Annotated in this window: 15 protein-coding genes and 5 pseudogenes; 7 read left to right on the forward strand and 13 right to left on the reverse strand. The window is 65.0% G+C overall.

The genetic code is table 11. From position 1 onward, the window contains the following. Positions 1-169: pseudogene (locus HK436_RS32755) on the forward strand (NADPH-dependent F420 reductase); the annotation flags it as partial. A gap of 142 nt (positions 170-311) precedes the next feature. Here HK436_RS32755 and HK436_RS00010 read toward each other — a convergent pair. Both HK436_RS00010 and mutY read right to left on the reverse strand, forming a co-directional pair. Beyond that, positions 312-919 (reverse strand): annotated as a pseudogene (locus HK436_RS00010) (HAD family hydrolase). Next, positions 916-2,037 carry an A/G-specific adenine glycosylase gene (mutY, locus tag HK436_RS00015; RefSeq protein WP_173186381.1) on the reverse strand — a complete coding sequence of 374 codons (1,122 nt, stop codon included), beginning with the start codon at positions 2,035-2,037 and terminating at the stop codon, positions 916-918. Before mutY ends, HK436_RS00010 begins: the two are co-directional and overlap by 4 nt. 55 nt (positions 2,038-2,092) lie before the next feature. Here mutY and HK436_RS00020 point away from each other — a divergent pair, with 55 nt between their 5' ends. The 5 genes and pseudogenes from HK436_RS00020 (at position 2,093) to HK436_RS00040 (ending at position 7,773) form a co-directional block, all read left to right on the forward strand. Further along, complete coding sequence (locus tag HK436_RS00020; RefSeq protein ID WP_173186383.1) at positions 2,093-2,587, forward strand: DUF721 domain-containing protein; 495 nt, start codon at positions 2,093-2,095, stop codon at positions 2,585-2,587. A 142-nt stretch (positions 2,588-2,729) separates the two neighbouring features. Beyond that, on the forward strand, positions 2,730-3,428 hold the full coding sequence (locus HK436_RS00025) for a DsbA family protein (RefSeq protein ID WP_173186385.1): 699 nt from the start codon (positions 2,730-2,732) through the stop codon (positions 3,426-3,428). Between the two features lie 51 nt (positions 3,429-3,479). Next, positions 3,480-6,936 (forward strand): annotated as a pseudogene (gene smc, locus HK436_RS00030) (chromosome segregation protein SMC). Positions 6,937-6,973: 37 nt separating this feature from the next. Next, positions 6,974-7,300 carry a putative quinol monooxygenase gene (locus tag HK436_RS00035; protein ID WP_173186387.1) on the forward strand — a complete coding sequence of 109 codons (327 nt, stop codon included), beginning with the start codon at positions 6,974-6,976 and terminating at the stop codon, positions 7,298-7,300. An 80-nt stretch (positions 7,301-7,380) separates the two neighbouring features. Next, positions 7,381-7,773 (forward strand): hypothetical protein, encoded by a 393-nt coding sequence (locus tag HK436_RS00040; protein ID WP_173186389.1) that lies wholly within the window; start codon positions 7,381-7,383, stop codon positions 7,771-7,773. Here HK436_RS00040 and HK436_RS00045 read toward each other — a convergent pair. Together HK436_RS00045 and HK436_RS00050 are read right to left on the reverse strand one after the other, a co-directional pair. Beyond that, positions 7,767-8,111 (reverse strand): GFA family protein, encoded by a 345-nt coding sequence (locus HK436_RS00045; RefSeq protein WP_173189805.1) that lies wholly within the window; start codon positions 8,109-8,111, stop codon positions 7,767-7,769. The genes HK436_RS00040 and HK436_RS00045 overlap by 7 nt on opposite strands. 2 nt (positions 8,112-8,113) lie before the next feature. Continuing rightward, complete coding sequence (locus HK436_RS00050) at positions 8,114-8,464, reverse strand: VOC family protein (RefSeq protein WP_173186391.1); 351 nt, start codon at positions 8,462-8,464, stop codon at positions 8,114-8,116. Positions 8,465-8,660: 196 nt separating this feature from the next. Between HK436_RS00050 and ppdK the strand changes: the two are divergent. Beyond that, positions 8,661-11,325 (forward strand): annotated as a pseudogene (gene ppdK, locus HK436_RS00055) (pyruvate, phosphate dikinase). Here the strand turns inward: ppdK and rnhA are convergent. The 9 genes and pseudogenes from rnhA to HK436_RS00100 form a co-directional block, all read right to left on the reverse strand. Further along, positions 11,322-11,786, reverse strand: a complete 465-nt coding sequence (gene rnhA, locus HK436_RS00060) for a ribonuclease HI (RefSeq protein ID WP_173186393.1) — start codon at positions 11,784-11,786, stop codon at positions 11,322-11,324. The pseudogene ppdK and the gene rnhA sit on opposite strands and share 4 nt — an antisense overlap. Continuing rightward, positions 11,783-12,751: a homoserine kinase gene (locus HK436_RS00065; protein ID WP_173186394.1), complete on the reverse strand. Its 969-nt coding sequence runs from the start codon at positions 12,749-12,751 to the stop codon at positions 11,783-11,785. The genes rnhA and HK436_RS00065 overlap by 4 nt, the downstream gene beginning before the upstream one ends. 4 nt (positions 12,752-12,755) lie before the next feature. Then, positions 12,756-13,753: pseudogene (ispH, locus tag HK436_RS00070) on the reverse strand (4-hydroxy-3-methylbut-2-enyl diphosphate reductase). Positions 13,754-13,801: 48 nt separating this feature from the next. Continuing rightward, on the reverse strand, positions 13,802-14,572 hold the full coding sequence (locus tag HK436_RS00075; protein ID WP_173186396.1) for an SURF1 family protein: 771 nt from the start codon (positions 14,570-14,572) through the stop codon (positions 13,802-13,804). Beyond that, on the reverse strand, positions 14,569-14,964 hold the full coding sequence (locus tag HK436_RS00080) for a DUF983 domain-containing protein (RefSeq protein ID WP_173186398.1): 396 nt from the start codon (positions 14,962-14,964) through the stop codon (positions 14,569-14,571). Before HK436_RS00080 ends, HK436_RS00075 begins: the two co-directional genes overlap by 4 nt. Before the next feature lie 108 nt (positions 14,965-15,072). Then, positions 15,073-15,951 (reverse strand): cytochrome c oxidase subunit 3, encoded by an 879-nt coding sequence (locus HK436_RS00085; RefSeq protein ID WP_173186400.1) that lies wholly within the window; start codon positions 15,949-15,951, stop codon positions 15,073-15,075. Between the two features lies 1 nt (position 15,952). Then, complete coding sequence (locus HK436_RS00090) at positions 15,953-16,585, reverse strand: cytochrome c oxidase assembly protein (protein ID WP_173186402.1); 633 nt, start codon at positions 16,583-16,585, stop codon at positions 15,953-15,955. An 8-nt stretch (positions 16,586-16,593) separates the two neighbouring features. Continuing rightward, positions 16,594-16,749: a cytochrome c oxidase system small membrane protein gene (locus HK436_RS00095; protein WP_173186404.1), complete on the reverse strand. Its 156-nt coding sequence runs from the start codon at positions 16,747-16,749 to the stop codon at positions 16,594-16,596. 5 nt (positions 16,750-16,754) lie between these two features. Beyond that, positions 16,755-17,696, reverse strand: coding sequence for a heme o synthase (locus HK436_RS00100; protein ID WP_173189807.1), 942 nt, complete (start codon positions 17,694-17,696; stop codon positions 16,755-16,757). Between the last annotated feature and the right edge of the window lie 39 nt (positions 17,697-17,735).

Here is a 17,735-nt window from a genome sequence, read left to right on the forward strand (position 1 = left end):
TGCCGTTGCCACGGTGGAACAGCTTGTCCAGGCATCAGGCTTTGCCGCGGAGAAGACCGGCGGGCTGGATGCGGCACGGTTGATCGAACCTGTCGCCATGCTCAACATTCGTCTTGGTTATGGTCTGGGCAAGGGCACTGCCATCGCTCCGGCCTGGCTGAGCCTCTAATCCAAACGGTCTCGCCCGCCGACAGGCGCGCGAGACCGTAGGCACTTCCAAGTACACTGGCCAGTCTGCTTTTCCGCCCCCAGCTATAGCTCGCAAAGACCGACAGGGGATCGCAAGCTGTCACGAACAACAAGCGCTCCCCTCACATCACCTCAAGCCCTTTCAAATCCTCCGCCAGCCTATCGGCACCGGTGAATAGCAACGCGTTCCAGCCGGCCGCCTTCGCGCCTTCGACGTTTTTCGCGCTGTCGTCGATGAAGAGCGTGGCGGCGGGGATGAGGCCGAAGGTTTCGGCATGCAGGCGATAGATGCGTTCGTCGGGCTTGATGAGCCCACCTCGCCGGAGACCGTGACGCCGCGCGGCTTTTCCAGAAACGGAAAGAGCCCTCTCGCCTCGGTGAAGGTGTCAGCGGCGAAATTGGTGAGCATGGTCACGTCGCGGCCCTGCGCGATCAGGCCTTCCATGATGGCGACGCTGCCGTCATAGGCATGCGGCACCATCTCGTGCCAGTGGCGTCGGAAGTTGCGGATGTTTTCCTCGTGCGTTGGGTGCTCGGCGATCAGCAGCGCCTCGGCCTCCCGCCAGGTGCGGCCGCGATCCTGCTCGATGTTCCAGTCCGACGTGCACACATTGTCGAAGAACCAGCGGCGTTCGGCCTCGTCGGGAATCAGCCGGCTGAACGGCAGGTCCGGGTCGTAGTGGATCAGCACCTTGCCGATGTCGAAGACGATGTGGTCGATCTGGGTCATGCTTTGTCCTGTTGCTCTCGATAGGTTGCAGCACCGTCCATAGCCGCGGCAATTGCCTTCTTCATGACGGTGGGCAGCGCCTCGCCGGAAAGGTCCTGCGGCGGCGACCACCACCAGCCGGACGGCGGCACATGCTCCACGCGCTCGGCGCGGAAGACGTCCAGCGTCAGCTCGAAATGGGTGAAGACGTGGCGGATGGAACCTGCCGCGCGCCAGCCGGCAGCGAAGGGTGCCGCGCCGACGCCCGTCTCGCCGTCGGCGCGGGCGGTCCAGCCTGTGGTGGGCGGCTCGGCCATGCCTGCCAGAAGGCCGGAACCCGGCCGCTTGCGCAGAAGTACGGCGCCATCGCTGCGGATCGCGACAAAGGCCGCGCCGCGCCGCTGTGGCCGCTCGGGCTTGGGCAGCTTCACCGGGTAGCGCTCGGGGTCGCCCTCGCCCAGCGCGGCGCAGCCTTCATTCAGCGGGCAGAGCATGCATTTCGGCCGGCGGGGCGAGCAGATGGTCGCGCCCAGGTCCATCATGGCCTGCGCGAAATCGCCGGGGCGGTCCGCCGGGAGCATAGCCTGGACATGCCGCCTGATTTCCTCCTTGGCCGCCGGCAGCGGCGTGGCGATGGCGAAAAGTCGCGACACCACGCGCTCGACATTGCCGTCGACGACCACCGCAGGCCTGCCGAAGGCGATCGCGGCAATTGCGGCGGCCGTGTAGGCGCCGATGCCCGGCAGAGCGCGAAGCCCGTCCTCCGTGTCAGGGAAAAGGCCGCCATGGTCGGCCGCGACCCGGTCGGCGCAGGCCTTGAGGTTGCGGGCACGCGAGTAGTAGCCGAGGCCGGCCCAGGCCTTCATGACGTCGTCGGTTTCGGCAGCGGCCAGGTCTGCGACGGTGGGCCAGCGGGCCAGGAAGCGCAAATAATAAGACTTCACCGCCTCCACCGTGGTCTGCTGCAGCATGACTTCCGACAGCCAGACGCCGTAGGGGTCCGGCCGGCGGCCGGCGGCGATCTCGCGCGGCGTCGTGCGCCAGGGCAGTTCGCGATGGTGGGCGTCGTACCAGGCGAGAAGAGCCGCCGCCCTCGCCTCCTGATTTTCGCCGCGAATGCTGCTAGTGTCGGTCGTCATCAACCCAGTGAACCGTAATCGCGCCCCCGCGCGAGGGAAAAAGCGCCGACCGCTCATGACAGGGAAACGCAGAGACGGCAATGCCGTGCCGGTGAGCGATCTCGCCGCCCATGTGATCGATCCGGTGCTGCGCAAACGCGCCGGCATCACCATCGGACTGGTGCAGTCGTGGGATGAAATCGCCGGCGAGCGGCTTGCGCAGAGCACACGGCCGGAAAAGATCGCATGGCCGCGCCGGCTGAGCGATGACGACCCGTTCGAGCCGGCGACGCTGGTGATCGCCTGCGAGGGGGCGGCTGCGCTGCGGCTCCAGCACGAAACGGGCGAGATCATCGCCAGGGTCAACGCCTTCCTCGGCTTCGCCGCGATTGGCCGCATACGCATCGTGCAGAAACCGGTCGCCCCGGCGCCGAAGCCCCGGCCGCGGATGAGGCCGCTCAGCGGACAGGAGACGGCACGGCTCGACACGCTGGTGGAAGGCATCGAGGATGACGGCCTGCGCGAGGCGCTGGCACGGCTCGGCCGCTCGGTGTTCGGCGAAAAGCGCTGAAGTCACACCCTGTTTCGCGCTTTCGTGAACGATCTATCGCTTCAAGGCGATTGGATTGGGGACAGATTTGCCTTATTTCGCTTCGACACTCGCCTTTGGATGCTCCAAAGCTGCACCATTCAACCGCAAACAGGTGATTCGCATGACCCGCGCCATTCCACGCCGAACCGTTCTCGCATCGCTGGTGGCAGTGCCCGCAGCCGCGGCATTCCTGTCGTCCTGCAGCGATTCCGGCAGCGCGCAGGCGCAGACCTCGTCGACCGCGGCAGCGGCAGCCGACGCGCCGCAGCCCGCCGGCACCGTCGACATGGGCAAGCTGCTTGAAGAAGGCTCGTTGCCAGAAAAGGTGCTGGGCGAAGCCGATGCGCCGGTGACGATCGTCGAGTATGCGTCGATGACCTGCGGCCACTGCGCCAACTTCCACAACAACACGCTGCCGGCGATCAAGGAAAACTACATCGACACCGGCAAGGCGCGCATGATCATGCGCGAGTTCCCCTTCGACCCACGGGCGGAAGCAGGTTTTATGCTCGCGCGCTGCGCTGACACCAAGTATTTCGCCATGGTGGACGTGCTGTTCAAGCAGCAGCAGGCCTGGGCCGGCGTGGAAAATGCGCGCGAAGCACTGCTGCAAATCTCCAAACTGGCCGGTTTTTCACAGGAGTCGTTCGAGGCCTGCTTGACTGACCAGAAACTTCTGGACGATGTGAGAGCTGTGCGGGCCCGCGGCGCAAGCGAGTTCGGCGTGGATGCGACGCCGACCTTCTTCATCAACGGAAACAAGTATTCGGGGGCACTGACGGTTGCCGAGATGTCGGCCATCATCGACAGCATGCTGTAACCGCACGGTTTCCGCGCGGCATCGCCTCCGTGCGCCTGCGGAGGCGTACGCATGAAGTTCTCGCGCCTTCGCCTTCTCGGCTTCAAGTCCTTCGTCGAACCCGGCGAATTCGTCATCGAGCGCGGCCTGACGGGCATCGTCGGGCCGAACGGCTGCGGCAAGTCCAACCTTGTCGAAGCGCTGCGCTGGGTGATGGGCGAAAGCTCCTATAAGAACATGCGCGCGTCCGGCATGGACGACGTGATCTTTTCCGGCTCCGGTACGCGCCCTGCCCGCAACACGGCCGAAGTGACGCTGTTTCTCGACAACAGCGACCGCACCGCGCCGCCTGCCTTCAATGACGCGGACGAATTGCAGGTCTCGCGCCGCATCGAGCGCGAGGCGGGCTCGATCTATCGCATCAACGGCAAGGAAGCGCGCGCCAAGGACGTGCAGCTTCTTTTCGCGGACCAGTCGACCGGCGCGCGCTCGCCTTCGATGGTAGGACAGGGGCGTATCGGTGAACTGATCCAGGCCAAGCCGCAGGCGCGCCGGGCCTTGCTGGAAGAGGCGGCGGGCATTTCGGGCCTGCATACGCGCCGCCACGAGGCCGAGCTGCGTCTGCGCGCCGCCGAGCAGAACCTCGAGCGGCTGGACGACGTCGTCGGCGAACTGGAAAGCCAGATCGAGAGCCTGAAGCGACAGGCCCGACAGGCCTCGCGCTTCAAGAACCTTTCGGCGGAAATCCGCAAGGCGGAAGCCACTCTGCTGCACCTGCGCTGGACGCAGGCCAAGGCCCAGGAAGCGGAAGCGAAGTCGGCCCTGGCGCAGGCGACCACGCTGGTGGGCGACCGCGCGGCGGGCCAGATGCAGGCCGCCAAGGACCAGGCGGTCGGCGCCCACAAGCTGCCGGAGCTTCGCGAGGCGGAAGCGGCGGCCGCCGCAGCCCTGCAAAGGCTGACGATCGCAAAGACGCAGCTCGAGGAAGAAGCCAACCGCATGCGCACGCGCAATGCGGAGCTCGAGAAACGGCTTGCCCAGCTCGACGCCGACATCGCCCGCGAGGAACAGCTCGTGCGCGACAACGCTGACGTACTGGAACGGCTCGACGTCGAGGAACGCGCGCTGAACACGGAGAATGCAGGTGCGGCCGAGCGCGAGGCGCAGACGCGCGCCGCCTTCGAGGAAGCGCAGGCACATCTGACGGCAAGCGAGGCGGCGCTTGCCAAGGTGACCTCCGAACGCGCCGAGGCGTCCGCCGCGCGCGGGCAGATCGAGCGCACGCTGCGTGAGACCGGCGAACGCCGCGACCGCCTTCAGCGACAACTCGCCGAGATCGACCGCGAGGCGGCTGAGATCGCACAGCGCATCGCAGCACTTGCCGACCCGGCCGAGAAGCGCGTTCTGGTGGATGAAGCCGAGGCGGCGGCGACCGCGTCCGAGACGGCCGGTGTCGAGGCGGAAAAGACCGTCGCGGACGCCCGCGCGGCCGAAGCTGCTGCCCGCCCCCGTTGGCCGAGGCCCGCAGCGAATTGCAGCGCGTCGAAACTGAAGCACGCACGCTCGCCAAGATGCTCAATGCCGCGAGTGGCGACCTCTTTCCCGCGGTGCTCGAACAGATCAGGGTGGAGCGCGGCTTCGAGACGGCGCTGGGCGCGGCTCTGGGCGAAGACCTCGACGTCCCAGTGGATCGCGCGGCACCTGCCCATTGGGGCGAGGCCGAACGGCAGGCGGACGATCCTGCCCTGCCTGCAGACGCGAGGCCGCTGGCTCACGTAGTGACGGCACCCCACCAGCTTGCCCGACGACTGGCGCAGATCGGCATTGTCGACGATGCCGACGGGGCCAGGCTGCAACGCGAACTGAAGGTTGGCCAGCGGCTGGTCAGCGCCAGCGGTGCGCTGTGGCGCTGGGACGGGCTGACGGCGAGTGCCGATGCACCTACTGCAGCCGCACTGCGGCTGGCGCAGAAGAACCGCCTCGCGGAACTCGAAGCGGAAGCGACCGAAGCCACGCGCGCGCTGCGCATCGCGGAAGCCGCACTTGCTGCCAGCGAAGCGCGGGTGAAGCAGGCCGTGGATGCCGAAAAGGCCGCCCGCGACGGCTGGCGCGAGGCACAGCGCGCGTTGGGCGAGGCACGCGATGCACTGGCGCGCGCGGAAAAAGCTGCCGGCGAACTGGCGAGCCGCCGCGCTGTGCTGGACGAGTCGCGCGGCCGGGTCGCCGAAAGCGTTGCCGAGGCAGAGGAAGTGTTCCAGCAGGCGCAGAAAGCGCTCGAAGCCGCCCCCGACCTTTCGGAGCTTCAGGCGCGGCTGGACGGGCTGGCGCGTGACGTGGCGCAGGATCGGGCGAAGCTCGCCGACGCGCGCGCTGCACATGAGGGGCTGCGCCGCGAAGCCGAGACCCGCACGCGCCGGCTGACCGCGATCGGCACCGAACGAACCTCGTGGACGCAGCGCGCGGCCAATGCCGATACGCACATCGCTTCGCTGCGTGAGCGCCGCACGGAGACCGCCAACGAGCATGCAGCACTGGCGGAGGCGCCGGATGAGCTCGATGCGCGCCGCCGGGCGCTGATGTCGCAGCTCAGCGAGCCGAAACGCTGCGCAAGGCCGCAGCCGACCGGCTGCAGGAGGCCGAGAACCTACAGGCCGATCTGGACAAGGCGGCTACCGCCGCGATCCAGGCGCTGGCCGAGGGCCGCGAGAACCGGGTACGCGCGGAAGAGCGGCTGACGGCCGCCGACGAGCGGCGCAAGGAGGTCGAGGCGCGCATCCTGGAGGCGCTGAACGTGCCGCCGCATCTGGTGATCCGTCATACCGGGCTCGAAGCCGACGATCCGATGCCAGACATGGCCGTCGTCGAACGCAACCTGGACCGCCTCAAGATCGAGCGAGAACGACTGGGCGCGGTGAACCTGCGCGCCGAGGAAGAGCAGCGTGACATGGTCGAGCGGCTGGAGACGATCGTCTCCGAACGCGAGGACGTGATCGAGGCGATCCGCCGGTTGCGGCAGGCCATCCAGAGCCTGAACAAGGAAGGCCGCGAGCGCCTGCTGGCCGCTTTCGAGGTGGTCAATACCCAGTTCCAGCGGCTGTTCACACATCTCTTCGGCGGCGGCACTGCCGAACTGCAGTTGATCGAATCCGACGACCCACTGGAGGCGGGTCTGGAAATCCTGGCGCGACCGCCCGGCAAGAAGCCGCAGACGATGACGCTGCTTTCGGGCGGGGAGCAGGCCCTGACGGCTATGGCGCTGATCTTTGCCGTGTTTCTCACCAACCCCGCGCCGATCTGCGTGCTCGACGAGGTCGACGCGCCGCTCGATGACCACAATGTCGAGCGCTTCTGCAACCTGATGGACGAAATGGCGGCGACCACCGAGACGCGTTTCGTCATCATCACCCACAACCCCATCACCATGGCGCGTATGAACCGCCTGTTCGGCGTCACAATGGCCGAGCAGGGCGTGAGCCAGCTCGTATCGGTCGACCTGCAAACTGCCGAGCAGATGCGCGAGGCGAGCTGATCGGCGCGGGCGCGGCATCACAGAACCGGAGGGGTTCGTGAGCGACGATCCATTGGTGAGACTGGCAGAAATCGAGCTCGATCCGGATTGTCTGGACGAATACGATGCACTGCTGAAGGAGGAGATCGAGGCCTCGATCTCAAAAGAACCAGGTGTGCTGATGCTTTATGCCCTGCGCGTGCGCGGAGAGCCGACGCAGCGCCGCCTTGTCGAGATCTATGCCGACGAGGACGCCTATCGGGCTCATTTGCAATCCGAACACTTCCTCAAGTACAAGACCGGCACGGAAAAAATGGTCCGTTCGCTCAGGCTGATCGAGACCGATCCGCTGCTGTTGCGTTCCCGGCTCGGCGACCTCACATAGAGCAGCTTGCAAGGGCCTAACCGCGAGATCTCGAGCGTCGGCGCGGTTGGTTGACGCCAGTACACGAAAGAGAGTTAGAGATGCCCGATCAGAACTCCGATACGGCCCAGGTTGTCGCGCTCTCAAGCGCGCTGAAGGACCTGCATCGCGCGCTCATCCGCGCCGAAATCGGCGACGATCCTGCACTGCAGAACCCGTACACGATGCTTTTTGCCCTGATCGGCGACCCGCGCTTTGCGTGGATGGGCACGCTCTCGGAGCTGATCGCCCGCATCGATCACATGGTTGCCGATAAGGAGGTGGACGAAATCGCCGCCCTGCCAGGCTTCCGCGAAGAAGCGGCGGGGCTGATCGGCGAGGCGGGCGGCGAAGCCGCTGCCGCCTTTCGGCTGCGTCACCTGATGGCGCTCCAGAAAGAGCCGGAGGTCGGGCTCGCCACCGGCCGCCTGCGCAAGTTGCTCGCCAATCAGTAGCTGCGACCGTCGACCGGAACCCGCTTCACGGACGTCAGATCCACGCCCTCGAGGCAACGGATGTTGACTGCCGCCGTCGCCTTGCCGTCGGGCGCGGTCCCGAACCCGAATGGAGCGCAGCCGCAGTTCGGGCAGAAATGATGGTCGATCACGTGACGGTTGAAGCGATAGGTCGACAGGTCGTCCTGCGGTGTCTGCAGATGTAGTTGCTCGCGCGGCACGAACCACAGGAGATAACCCTTGCGGCTGCAATGCGAGCAGTTGCATTCCATCGCCTCGGAGAACGCCCCCTCGACCTCGAACTTCACCGTGCCGCAATGGCAGCTTCCGACCTGCATCTTCACGCGCCCTTCTCGCTCCACACTGCCAGCTCGTTGCCGGCAGGGTCTGTGAAGTGAAACCGCCTGCCGCCCGGAAAAGTGAAGATCGGTCGAACTATCCTGCCGCCTGCTTCCTCTACAGCCTCCACCGACCGTTCCAGATCATCCGAATAGAGTACCGGAAGCGGCTTCGTTTCGGCCGCGGTCTGTGCGTCGAAACCGCCATCCAGCCCCTCTTCGAAGGCTGAATAGGATGGGCCATAATCCGTGAACGACCAGCCGAAGGCGGCGCTGTAGAAGGACTTGACGCTGTCGATCGTGCCTCCGGCAGCCTGCATTTCCAGATAATCGAGCTTGCCGTCCTTGCGCATCTCTGCATCCTCCAGTGTTCTCTTTTTGTTCTAATCCGTACGGCCGATACCCGCAAGTCGAAAATTTTCGCCGTGCCTAATCGATTGATTTGGGAACCGGCCCTGCTGGCTGCTTGCCTTTGCGGGTTCGGGGTCTTATCGCTCAGCGCGCGGGCGGAAACACGCCGGCGAACACGCACGGAGACGGGGAAGCAGGATGACGAAGTGGGTCTACAGCTTCGGCGACGGCAAGGCGGAAGGCAGCGCCGGAGACCGGAACCTGTTGGGTGGCAAGGGCGCGAGATCTCGCCGAGATGTGCAGCCTGGGTCTGCCCGTGCCGCCGGGTTTCACCATCACGACCGAGCTGTGCACCTCGTATTATGCGAACGGCCGCACCTACCCCGACGATCTCAAGGCGCAGGTCGCCGAGGCGCTGGAAGGCATCGGCGCGATCGTCGGCAGGCGCTTCGGAGACCCGGACAAGCTCTTGCTGGTCTCCGTGCGTTCCGGCGCGCGCGCATCGATGCCCGGCATGATGGACACGGTGCTGAACCTCGGCCTCAATGACGAGACCGTCACCGCACTTGCGCGGGATTCCGGCGACGAGCGCTTCGCCTATGACAGCTATCGCCGGTTCATCCAGATGTATTCGGACGTCGTGCTGGGCGTCGACCACGAGCATTTCGAGGAAATCCTGGAAGACGAGAAGGCCCGTCGCGGCCATGAGCTCGATACCGACCTCTCCGCCAGGGAATGGCAGGAGGTGATCGGGCTATACAAAGCGAAGGTTGAGGAAGAGCTTGGCTCTCCCTTCCCCCAAGACCCGCAGGAGCAGCTCTGGGGTGCGATCGGCGCGGTGTTCTCGAGCTGGATGAACCACCGCGCGATCACCTATCGCCGGCTGCACGACATTCCCGAAAGCTGGGGCACGGCGGTCAACGTGCAGGCGATGGTGTTCGGCAACATGGGCGACACCTCGGCAACGGGCGTCGCATTCACCCGCAATCCGTCGACCGGTGAGGCCAGACTCTATGGCGAATTCCTCGTCAACGCGCAGGGCGAGGACGTGGTGGCGGGCATCCGCACGCCGCAGAACCTGACCGAGGAAGCCCGCATCGAGGCGGGCGCCGACAAGCCCTCGATGGAGAAGGTGATGCCTGAGGCGTTCGCCGCCTTCGTCGACATCTCGCAGCGGCTGGAACGCCACTACCGCGACATGCAGGATCTCGAATTCACCATCGAGCGCGGCAAGCTGTGGATGCTGCAGACCCGCTCGGGCAAGCGCACGGCAAAGGCCGCGCTGAAGATCGCCGTCGACATGGCTGCCGAAGGGCTGATCACCAAGCAGGAAGCCGTGGCGCGGATCGACCCGGCTTCGCTGGACCAGCTTCTGCACCCGACCATCGACCCGTCCGCCAAGCGTGACGTGATCGGCATCGGCCTGCCAGCATCGCCCGGTGCGGCTACGGGCGAGATCGTCTTTTCTTCCGACGAGGCGGAGGAAATGCGAGCACAGAACCGCAAGGCGATCCTGGTGCGCGTGGAGACGAGCCCGGAAGACATTCACGGCATGCACGCCGCCGAAGGCATTCTCACCACGCGCGGCGGCATGACCAGCCACGCGGCCGTAGTGGCGCGCGGCATGGGCAAGCCTTGCGTCTCGGGCGCGGGCACGCTGCGCGTCGACTACAAGACCGGCACGCTGACGGCGATGGGCCAGACGCTGAAGAAGGGCGACGTCATCACCATCGACGGTGCCAGCGGGCAGGTGCTGAAGGGTGCGGTGCCCATGCTGCAGCCCGAGCTTTCCGGCGACTTCGCGTCGATCATGGAGTGGGCGGACCAGATCCGGCGAATGAAGGTGCGCACCAATGCCGAGACACCGGCGGATGCGCGCATGGCGCGCTCCTTCGGTGCGGAAGGCATCGGGCTCTGCCGCACCGAGCACATGTTCTTCGACGACGAGCGCATCGTGGCGATGCGCGAGATGATCCTGTCGGATATCGAGAAGGACCGCCGCGCAGCCCTTGCCAAGCTTCTGCCCATGCAGCGTTCGGACTTCGCCGAGCTGTTCGAGATCATGGCCGGGCTGCCTGTGACGATCCGCCTGCTCGACCCGCCGCTGCACGAATTCCTGCCCAAGAGCGAGGAGGAGATCGCGGACGTCGCCAAGGCGATGAACGTGTCGGCCGAGAAGCTGCGCCAGCGCACCGAGGCGCTGCACGAGTTCAACCCGATGCTCGGCCATCGCGGTTGCCGGCTGGCCGTCTCATACCCCGAGATCGCCGAGATGCAGGCGCGCGCCATCTTCGAAGCCGCGGTTGAAGCCGGCAAGAAGACCGGAAGCCCGGTGGTACCAGAGATCATGGTACCTCTGGTCGGCATCATGAAGGAGCTCGACTACGTCAAGGCCCGCATCGACGAGGTCGCCAAGGCGGTGATGGAGGAGAGCGGAACGACCATCGACTATCTGGTCGGCACGATGATCGAGCTGCCGCGCGCGGCGATCCGCGCCCATGTGATTGCGGAAGCCGCGGAGTTCTTCTCCTTCGGCACCAACGACCTGACCCAGACGACTTTCGGCATCTCGCGCGACGACGCCTCGTCCTTCCTCGAAACCTATCGCCAGAAAGGCATCATCGAGCAGGACCCGTTCATCTCGCTCGACCTCGAAGGGGTCGGCGAACTGGTGCGCATGGCGGCCGAGAAAGGCAAGGCGACCCGACCCGACATCAAGCTCGGCATATGCGGCGAACATGGCGGCGACCCGACCTCGATCCATTTCTGCGAGGAGGTTGGGCTCGACTACGTGTCGTGCTCGCCCTTCCGCGTGCCGATCGCCAGGCTGGCGGCGGCGCAGGCAGCGAGCCGCAAGGGCTAGCCGGCCGCCGCTGGTCGGCGTTTCGTCTTGAAGGGGGCCATGCCGAGGCGGGCGAGTTCGTCGGCACGCTCGTTCTCGGGGTGGCCTGCATGGCCCTTGACCCAGTGCCAGGTGACCTTGTGGCGCCGGCGCGCCTCGTCCAGCGCCTGCCAAAGCTCGGCATTCTTGACCGGCTTTTTCGCCGCCGCCGTCTTCCAGCCGTTGCGCTTCCAGCCCTCGATCCAGCCTGAAATGCCGTCCTTGACGTAGTTGGAGTCGGTGTAGAGATCGACCGTGCACGGCTCCTTCAACGCGCCGAGCGCGGAGATCGCCGCCATCAACTCCATACGGTTGTTGGTGGTTTCGGCCTCGCCGCCTGAGAGTTCCTTGACGATACCATTGAAGCGCAGGATCGCGCCCCAGCCGCCGGGACCGGGGTTGCCCGAACATGCACCGTCGGTGAACACCTCGACATTCTTCATGGCATCACCGCGCCATATTCGGAGGCGGAACCGATCTGCCGATGGAAGCGCATCTTGCGCACATATTCGAGCGGGTCCCTTTTGTTGACCAGCGCGCCGCCAGGACCATTGAGCCAGTCGTAGAGCCGCGTCAGCATGAAGCGTAGCGCCGAGCCATGGCAGAGCAACGGCAGCGCCTCGATCTCGGTCGGGGTCAGCGGGCGCACGCTCTGGTAGCCGGCGAGGAACGCCGTGCCCTTGGTCAGGTTGAAAGCGTGGTCGCGCTCGAAACACCAGGCATTGAGGCAGGTCGCGACATCGTAGGCGAGGAAGTCGTTGCAGGCGAAATAGAAGTCGATGACGCCGGAGAGGTCGTTGCCGAGAAAGAAGACGTTGTCGGGGAAGAGATCGGCATGAATGACGCCGGCCGGCAGATCGGCGGGCCACGCCGCCTCCAGACTGGCAAAATCCGCGCTCACCTCGGCGCTCAAACCGGGCTCGACTTCGTCCGCACGGTCGACGCAGCCCTCCCAAAGCCTGTGCCAGCCGGGCAGCGAAAGCGCATTGGGACGCGAGAGCTGAAAATCTGCCCCGGCCAGGTGCATTGCGGCAAGCACCTTGCCCACCTCTCGGCAGTGCGCGGCGCTCGGTCGACGCGGCCACATGCCTTCGAGGAACGTGATGATGGCCGCCGGCCTGCCGGCAAGCTCGCCGATGATCTCGCCGTCGCGGCGATGAACCGGCAACGGACAGGAGATGCCCTGCCGGGCAAGATGCTCCATCAGGCCGAGGAAGAACGGGAGATCGCGCTTTTCCACCCGCTTTTCATACAGCGTGAGGATGAACGAACCGCCGCTTGTGTGCAGGATGAAGTTGGAGTTCTCAGTGCCTTCGGCGATGCCCTTGTAGGATAGCAGGTCGCCGATGGCGTAGCCGCGCAGAAACGCGCCGAGTTCCATCTCGGTGATGTCGGTGTAGACGGCCATGTGTTCAGGCGTTCCCGTTGACGAATGCCATGTCGGCCGTGGTGAGTTCGATGTCGCGCAGGACACGGTTGACGGGGAAGTTCTCCGTCTCCTCGGCAGTGACGGCGAGATCGACGGTGACGTCGAAGCGTTCGCGGAAAGCATCGATGATCTCGTCGACGATGATCTCCGGCGCAGAAGCACCAGCCGACAGGCCGAGCGTGCCGATGTCGTCTATCTCGTCCCAGGGAATCTCGGATGCGCGCTGCACCAGCAGGCCGCGCTTCGCGCCCGCGCGCTCGGCGACCTCGACCAGCCGCATGGAGTTGGATGAGTTCGGCGCGCCGACGATCAGGAACAGGTCCGCGCCGGGCGCTGCTTCCTTCACCGCGTCCTGACGGTTGGTGGTGGCGTAGCAGATCGATTCGCGGCAGGTGCCTGCATATCCGGGAAACGCGCCTGAAGGGCGCTGATGATTCCTGCCGTGTCCTCCACCGAAAGTGTCGTCTGCGTTACGAAGCCGAGCGCGGCCGGGTCGGCCGGCTGGATGCCCGCAGCGTCTTCCTCGGTCTCCACGAGGGTCACCGCACCGTCGGGCAACTGACCCATGGTGCCGATCACCTCCGGGTGGCCGGCATGGCCGATCAGCAGCACATGACGCCCCTGACGCTGATGGCGCATCGCCTGCTTGTGCACCTTGGAAACCAGCGGGCAGGTGGCGTCGAGATAGAACAGGTTGCGCGCCTCGGCATCCGCGGGCACCGACTTGGGAACGCCGTGGGCGGAAAAGACCACCGGCTGGGCATGGTGTTCGGGCGGAATCTCGTCCAGTTCCTCGACGAAGACGGCGCCCCGCGCCTGCAGCCCCTCTACCACGTAACGATTGTGCACGATCTCGTGGCGCACATAGACCGGCGCGCCGTATTTTTTCAGCGCCAGCACCACGATCTGGATTGCGCGGTCCACGCCCGCACAGAAACCGCGCGGCCCGCAAAGCCTGATCGTCAATGGTCGCTTCATCATTCTACCCGTGATCCGTCGTGTGCAGATGGCGGTTGAGGCCCTGCCCTGTCAACCCGCATCGGCGATGCGCGTTCGGCGCTGTCGCAACAACCACGCCCCGAGCACCGCCACCAGCGCGCCGGCGAGACCGTACCACGTGACGGCATACTGGAGATGATTGTTGGGGAGATCGATCAGCGTCACTCCGCCGACCGGCAGCCCGCCGGGATTGGGCGCATCGTTCGCATCGATGAAGAACGGCAGGTAGTCTCCCGGGTCGCCCACGCCCGATGTCGCCGCCATGACGTCGAGGTCCTTCCAGTAGAAGATGTTCTTGGCCGGATCGTTGTCAGGCACGATGAGGGACGGCTTGGCATCGAGCCGGTTGCGCGCAAGGCCGGTGATGGTCCGGGGACCGTCGACCTGCCCTTCAGGGCGTGTTTCGGGCTCCTTCAACTCGAATGGTACGAAGCCTCGATTGACGAGGACAAACTGCCCGTTTTCGAGCGCCATTGGGGTATAGACGAAATAGCCGGACTGCCCCTGGTGCGTGGCGAAGAAGTGACGCTCGCCCTCGTGGCGGAACTCGCCACTGACGGTCACCGGCCAGTAGTCGACGTCGCCGGTCGTCGTCAGCCGCGTTTGCACATCGGCAAGGGAGCGCGGCTCGGACGTGATGCGCGCGTCGATGGTCGCGATCAGTTGTTCTTTCCAGTGCAGCCGCTGCACCTGCCAGGTGCCGAGCGCCAGCAGCGCGGCCAGCGCTGCAAAAGAAACGATGGCCAACAGCACGCTGATGCCCGGCCTGCGGACTTCCGCCCTGCTGTCGCTGACACTCATCGGTCGTCCAATCGCCCTTCCGCCGCTTTGTTGCGGTATTGCAGCACGATCAGCAGCCCCTTGATGAGCCGCAAGGCCACCAGGCTCAGCACGAGCGTCAGCGGTATCCAGAGCATAAAATGCAGCCACAGCGGCGGGTTGAGCGACACTTCCATCCACAACGCAAGGCCGACGACCACGAAGCCGATGATGAGGATGACAAAAACCGCCGGTCCATCCCCGGCATCCGCAAACGAATAGTCGAGCCCGCAGTTGCCGCAGCGATCGCCGACGGAGAGGAACCCGCGGAACAGGCGGCCCTCGCCGCAGCGTGGGCAGCGGCCGGAAAGGCCGGCCTTCACCGGGTCCACCGGCGCCCAGATGGCGCTGTCGGGCTTGCGATCGTCAGTCATATTGCAGCCTCGTGCATGGTGGCACGCTATCGCATGCGAAACGGGCCAAAGAAAGAAGGCGGCCATGTTGCCACGGCCGCCTCCCGAAAACCGTTCGATTCAGGCTGCTCAGTGCGCCGCAATTGGCGCGCCGGCCGATGCCCATACGTAGACGCAGGCGAAGAGGAACAGCCACACCACGTCAACGAAATGCCAGTACCAGGCTGCCGCCTCGAAGCCGAAATGCTGCTTGGGCGTGAAGTGGCCTGCCATCGCGCGCAACAGGCACACCAGCAGGAAGATGGTACCGATCAACACGTGGAAGCCATGGAAGCCGGTCGCCATGTAGAAGGTGGCGCCATAGATCGAGCCGGAGAAGCTGAACGGCGCGACCGAATACTCGTAGGCTTGGACGAAGCTGAACAGCACGCCGAGCGCAACGGTAATTGCGAGACCCCATACAAGGCCCTTGCGATCGTCGTGCAGCAATGCGTGATGCGCCCACGTCACGGTCGTGCCGGAGAGCAGCAGGATGATGGTGTTGTAGAGCGGCAGATGGAAAGGATTGAGAACCTCAACGCCTGCCGGAGGCCACTGGCCACCGAGGAACTCGGCGCGGGCGACCTGCGCCGCTTCGTTGGGGAAAAGGCTTGCGTCGAAGAACGCCCAGAACCAGGCGACGAAGAACATCACCTCCGAGGCGATGAACATGATCATGCCGTAGCGCAGGTGCAGCGAAACGACACGCGTATGGTGGCCCTCATGAGCCTCCTTGATGGTGTCGCTCCACCAGCCGAACATCACATAGAGCACCAGCGCCAGGCCAATGAAGAAAAGCCACGGCGTCGCCAGCGGGATACCGACGAGCGAGAACTCGTTACCCTTCAGATACTGCATCCAGCCGATGCCGCCGACCGCCATGACAAGCGCGCCGACGGAGCCGAGGAAGGGCCATGGGCTTGGGTCGATGATATGATAGTCGTGGTTCTTTGCGTGTGCGTCTGCCATGTCATCCCCCGATTTCGGTGTCGGCGTCCGTATTGCTGTTCAGTTGCCCGCCTGTGGCCGCCGATTCCTGCGGCTTGCCCTCGGCGAGCGGGAAAAAGGTGTAGGACAGCGTGATCGTACCGACGTTCTTCAACTCTGGCACATTCACGATCTCCGGATCGACGTAGAAGACGACCGGCATATCCATCTCCTCGCCGGGCTGCAACTCCGTATCGGTGAAGCAGAAGCATTCCACCTTCATGAAGTAGGCGCCCGCGAGTTGCGGCGTGACGTTGAACGACGCGCGACCCGAAGTGGGGCGCGAGAACGTGTTCTTCGCCTTGTAAGAAATCTGCGTGGTCTCGCCGATTTTTATGGTCACGTCGCGCTGGACCGGCTTGAAGTCCCACGGCAGGCCGCCGGCCGTGTTGGCGTCGAAGCGAACCTTGATCTCCCGATCGAGCACGGTCTGCGAATATTGCGTGACCCGCTGCGTGGTGCCGCCATAGCCTGTCACCTGGCAGAAGAGCTGATACAAGGGCACCGCCGCGTAGGCTGCGCCAACCATGCTGGCAAAGAAGGCCAGGCATACAACTGCAATCACGCGGTTGGAGCGCTGGGCCTTTTCGCTGACAGTGTTATCGCGTTCGCTCATCGATACTCTCACATCGGCCGGTCGAGGATCGACGGGCCCATCTTCACGATGGTCACGACGTAGATGATGACCACGAAAGCGACCAGCGCCAGCGCGATGGCGACCGAGCGACCACGACGCGCTTTCTTCTGCGAATCCGTAAGGCTGACCTTGTCGTCTTCCATCACACTCACCAGACCGGCGCCCCGAGGCGCGCCGCAATCGAATCAAGCAGCAGAGCCGCAAAGATCGCGAAGAGATAGAGCAGCGAATATCCGAAAAGTGCCTTGGCCGGCCGCATGACGCGATCGGCGTCGGGCATGCGCAGCACCTTCCAGGAATACCAGACGAAGCCGGCACCGAGCGCTGCGGCGAACACGCCGTAAGTGGCACTTGCCTGGCCGAGCACCGACGGCAGAACGCCGACGACAGCCACGAGCAAAGCATAGGCAAAGATCTGCCGCTTGGTCGATGCTTCGCCAGCGACGTTCGGCATCATCGGGATGCCGGCGCGACCGTAGTCACCGGACTTGAACAGCGCCAGCGCCCAGAAGTGCGGCGGCGTCCACAGGAAGATGATGAGGAACTGGATTACGCTTTCGAGGCCGATCTGGCCCGTAACGGCCGCCCAGCCGATCATGGGCGGGAATGCGCCGGCCGCACCGCCGATGACGATGTTCTGCGGCGTCCAGCGCTTGAGCCACATCGTGTAGACGACAGCGTAGAAGAAGATGGTGAAGGCCAGCAGGCTCGCGGCCAGCCAGTTGGCGACGAGACCGAGCGTCATCACCGAGAAAGCGGAAAGGAACAGGCCGAAGACCAGCGCCTCGCCCGGCAGCACGCGGCCTGATGGGACCGGCCTGTCTGCAGTGCGCGACATGACGGCGTCGATGTCGGCGTCGTACCACATGTTGAGTGCGCCGGACGCGCCGGCGCCGACCGCGATCGCGAGGATCGAGACCACTGCGATGATCGGGTTGACCGGCACCTGCGCCGTCACCAGCCCGACGAAGGCGGTGAAGACGACCAGCGACATCACCCGCGGCTTGAGCAGCGCGAGATAATCGCCAGCCTGCGCTTCCGAAATACGGAAGGCGGCGTCTTCATATCCATTCTTCTCGACGAGGGCCATGCGTACGCGGTCCGTTCTTTCCGTCTGGCCGAAACCGCC

Origin of the sequence: Neoaquamicrobium sediminum (assembly GCF_013240295.1) — a bacterium.
In the GTDB taxonomy this organism is placed as follows: Bacteria; Pseudomonadota; Alphaproteobacteria; order Rhizobiales; family Rhizobiaceae; genus Aerobium; species Aerobium sediminum.

Bases quoted from the DNA above. Each gene is read 5' to 3' on its own strand.
- mutY (WP_173186381.1), bottom strand. From the start codon at position 2,037: ATGACGACCGACACTAGCAGCATTCGCGGCGAAAATCAGGAGGCGAGG.
- HK436_RS00020 (WP_173186383.1), top strand. From the start codon at position 2,093: ATGACAGGGAAACGCAGAGACGGCAATGCCGTGCCGGTGAGCGATCTC.
- HK436_RS00025 (WP_173186385.1), top strand. From the start codon at position 2,730: ATGACCCGCGCCATTCCACGCCGAACCGTTCTCGCATCGCTGGTGGCA.
- HK436_RS00040 (WP_173186389.1), top strand. From the start codon at position 7,381: ATGCCCGATCAGAACTCCGATACGGCCCAGGTTGTCGCGCTCTCAAGC.
- HK436_RS00045 (WP_173189805.1), bottom strand. From the start codon at position 8,111: ATGCAGGTCGGAAGCTGCCATTGCGGCACGGTGAAGTTCGAGGTCGAG.
- HK436_RS00050 (WP_173186391.1), bottom strand. From the start codon at position 8,464: ATGCGCAAGGACGGCAAGCTCGATTATCTGGAAATGCAGGCTGCCGGA.
- rnhA (WP_173186393.1), bottom strand. From the start codon at position 11,786: ATGAAGAATGTCGAGGTGTTCACCGACGGTGCATGTTCGGGCAACCCC.
- HK436_RS00065 (WP_173186394.1), bottom strand. From the start codon at position 12,751: ATGGCCGTCTACACCGACATCACCGAGATGGAACTCGGCGCGTTTCTG.
- HK436_RS00075 (WP_173186396.1), bottom strand. From the start codon at position 14,572: ATGAGTGTCAGCGACAGCAGGGCGGAAGTCCGCAGGCCGGGCATCAGC.
- HK436_RS00080 (WP_173186398.1), bottom strand. From the start codon at position 14,964: ATGACTGACGATCGCAAGCCCGACAGCGCCATCTGGGCGCCGGTGGAC.
- HK436_RS00085 (WP_173186400.1), bottom strand. From the start codon at position 15,951: ATGGCAGACGCACACGCAAAGAACCACGACTATCATATCATCGACCCA.
- HK436_RS00090 (WP_173186402.1), bottom strand. From the start codon at position 16,585: ATGAGCGAACGCGATAACACTGTCAGCGAAAAGGCCCAGCGCTCCAAC.
- HK436_RS00095 (WP_173186404.1), bottom strand. From the start codon at position 16,749: ATGGAAGACGACAAGGTCAGCCTTACGGATTCGCAGAAGAAAGCGCGT.
- HK436_RS00100 (WP_173189807.1), bottom strand. From the start codon at position 17,696: ATGGCCCTCGTCGAGAAGAATGGATATGAAGACGCCGCCTTCCGTATT.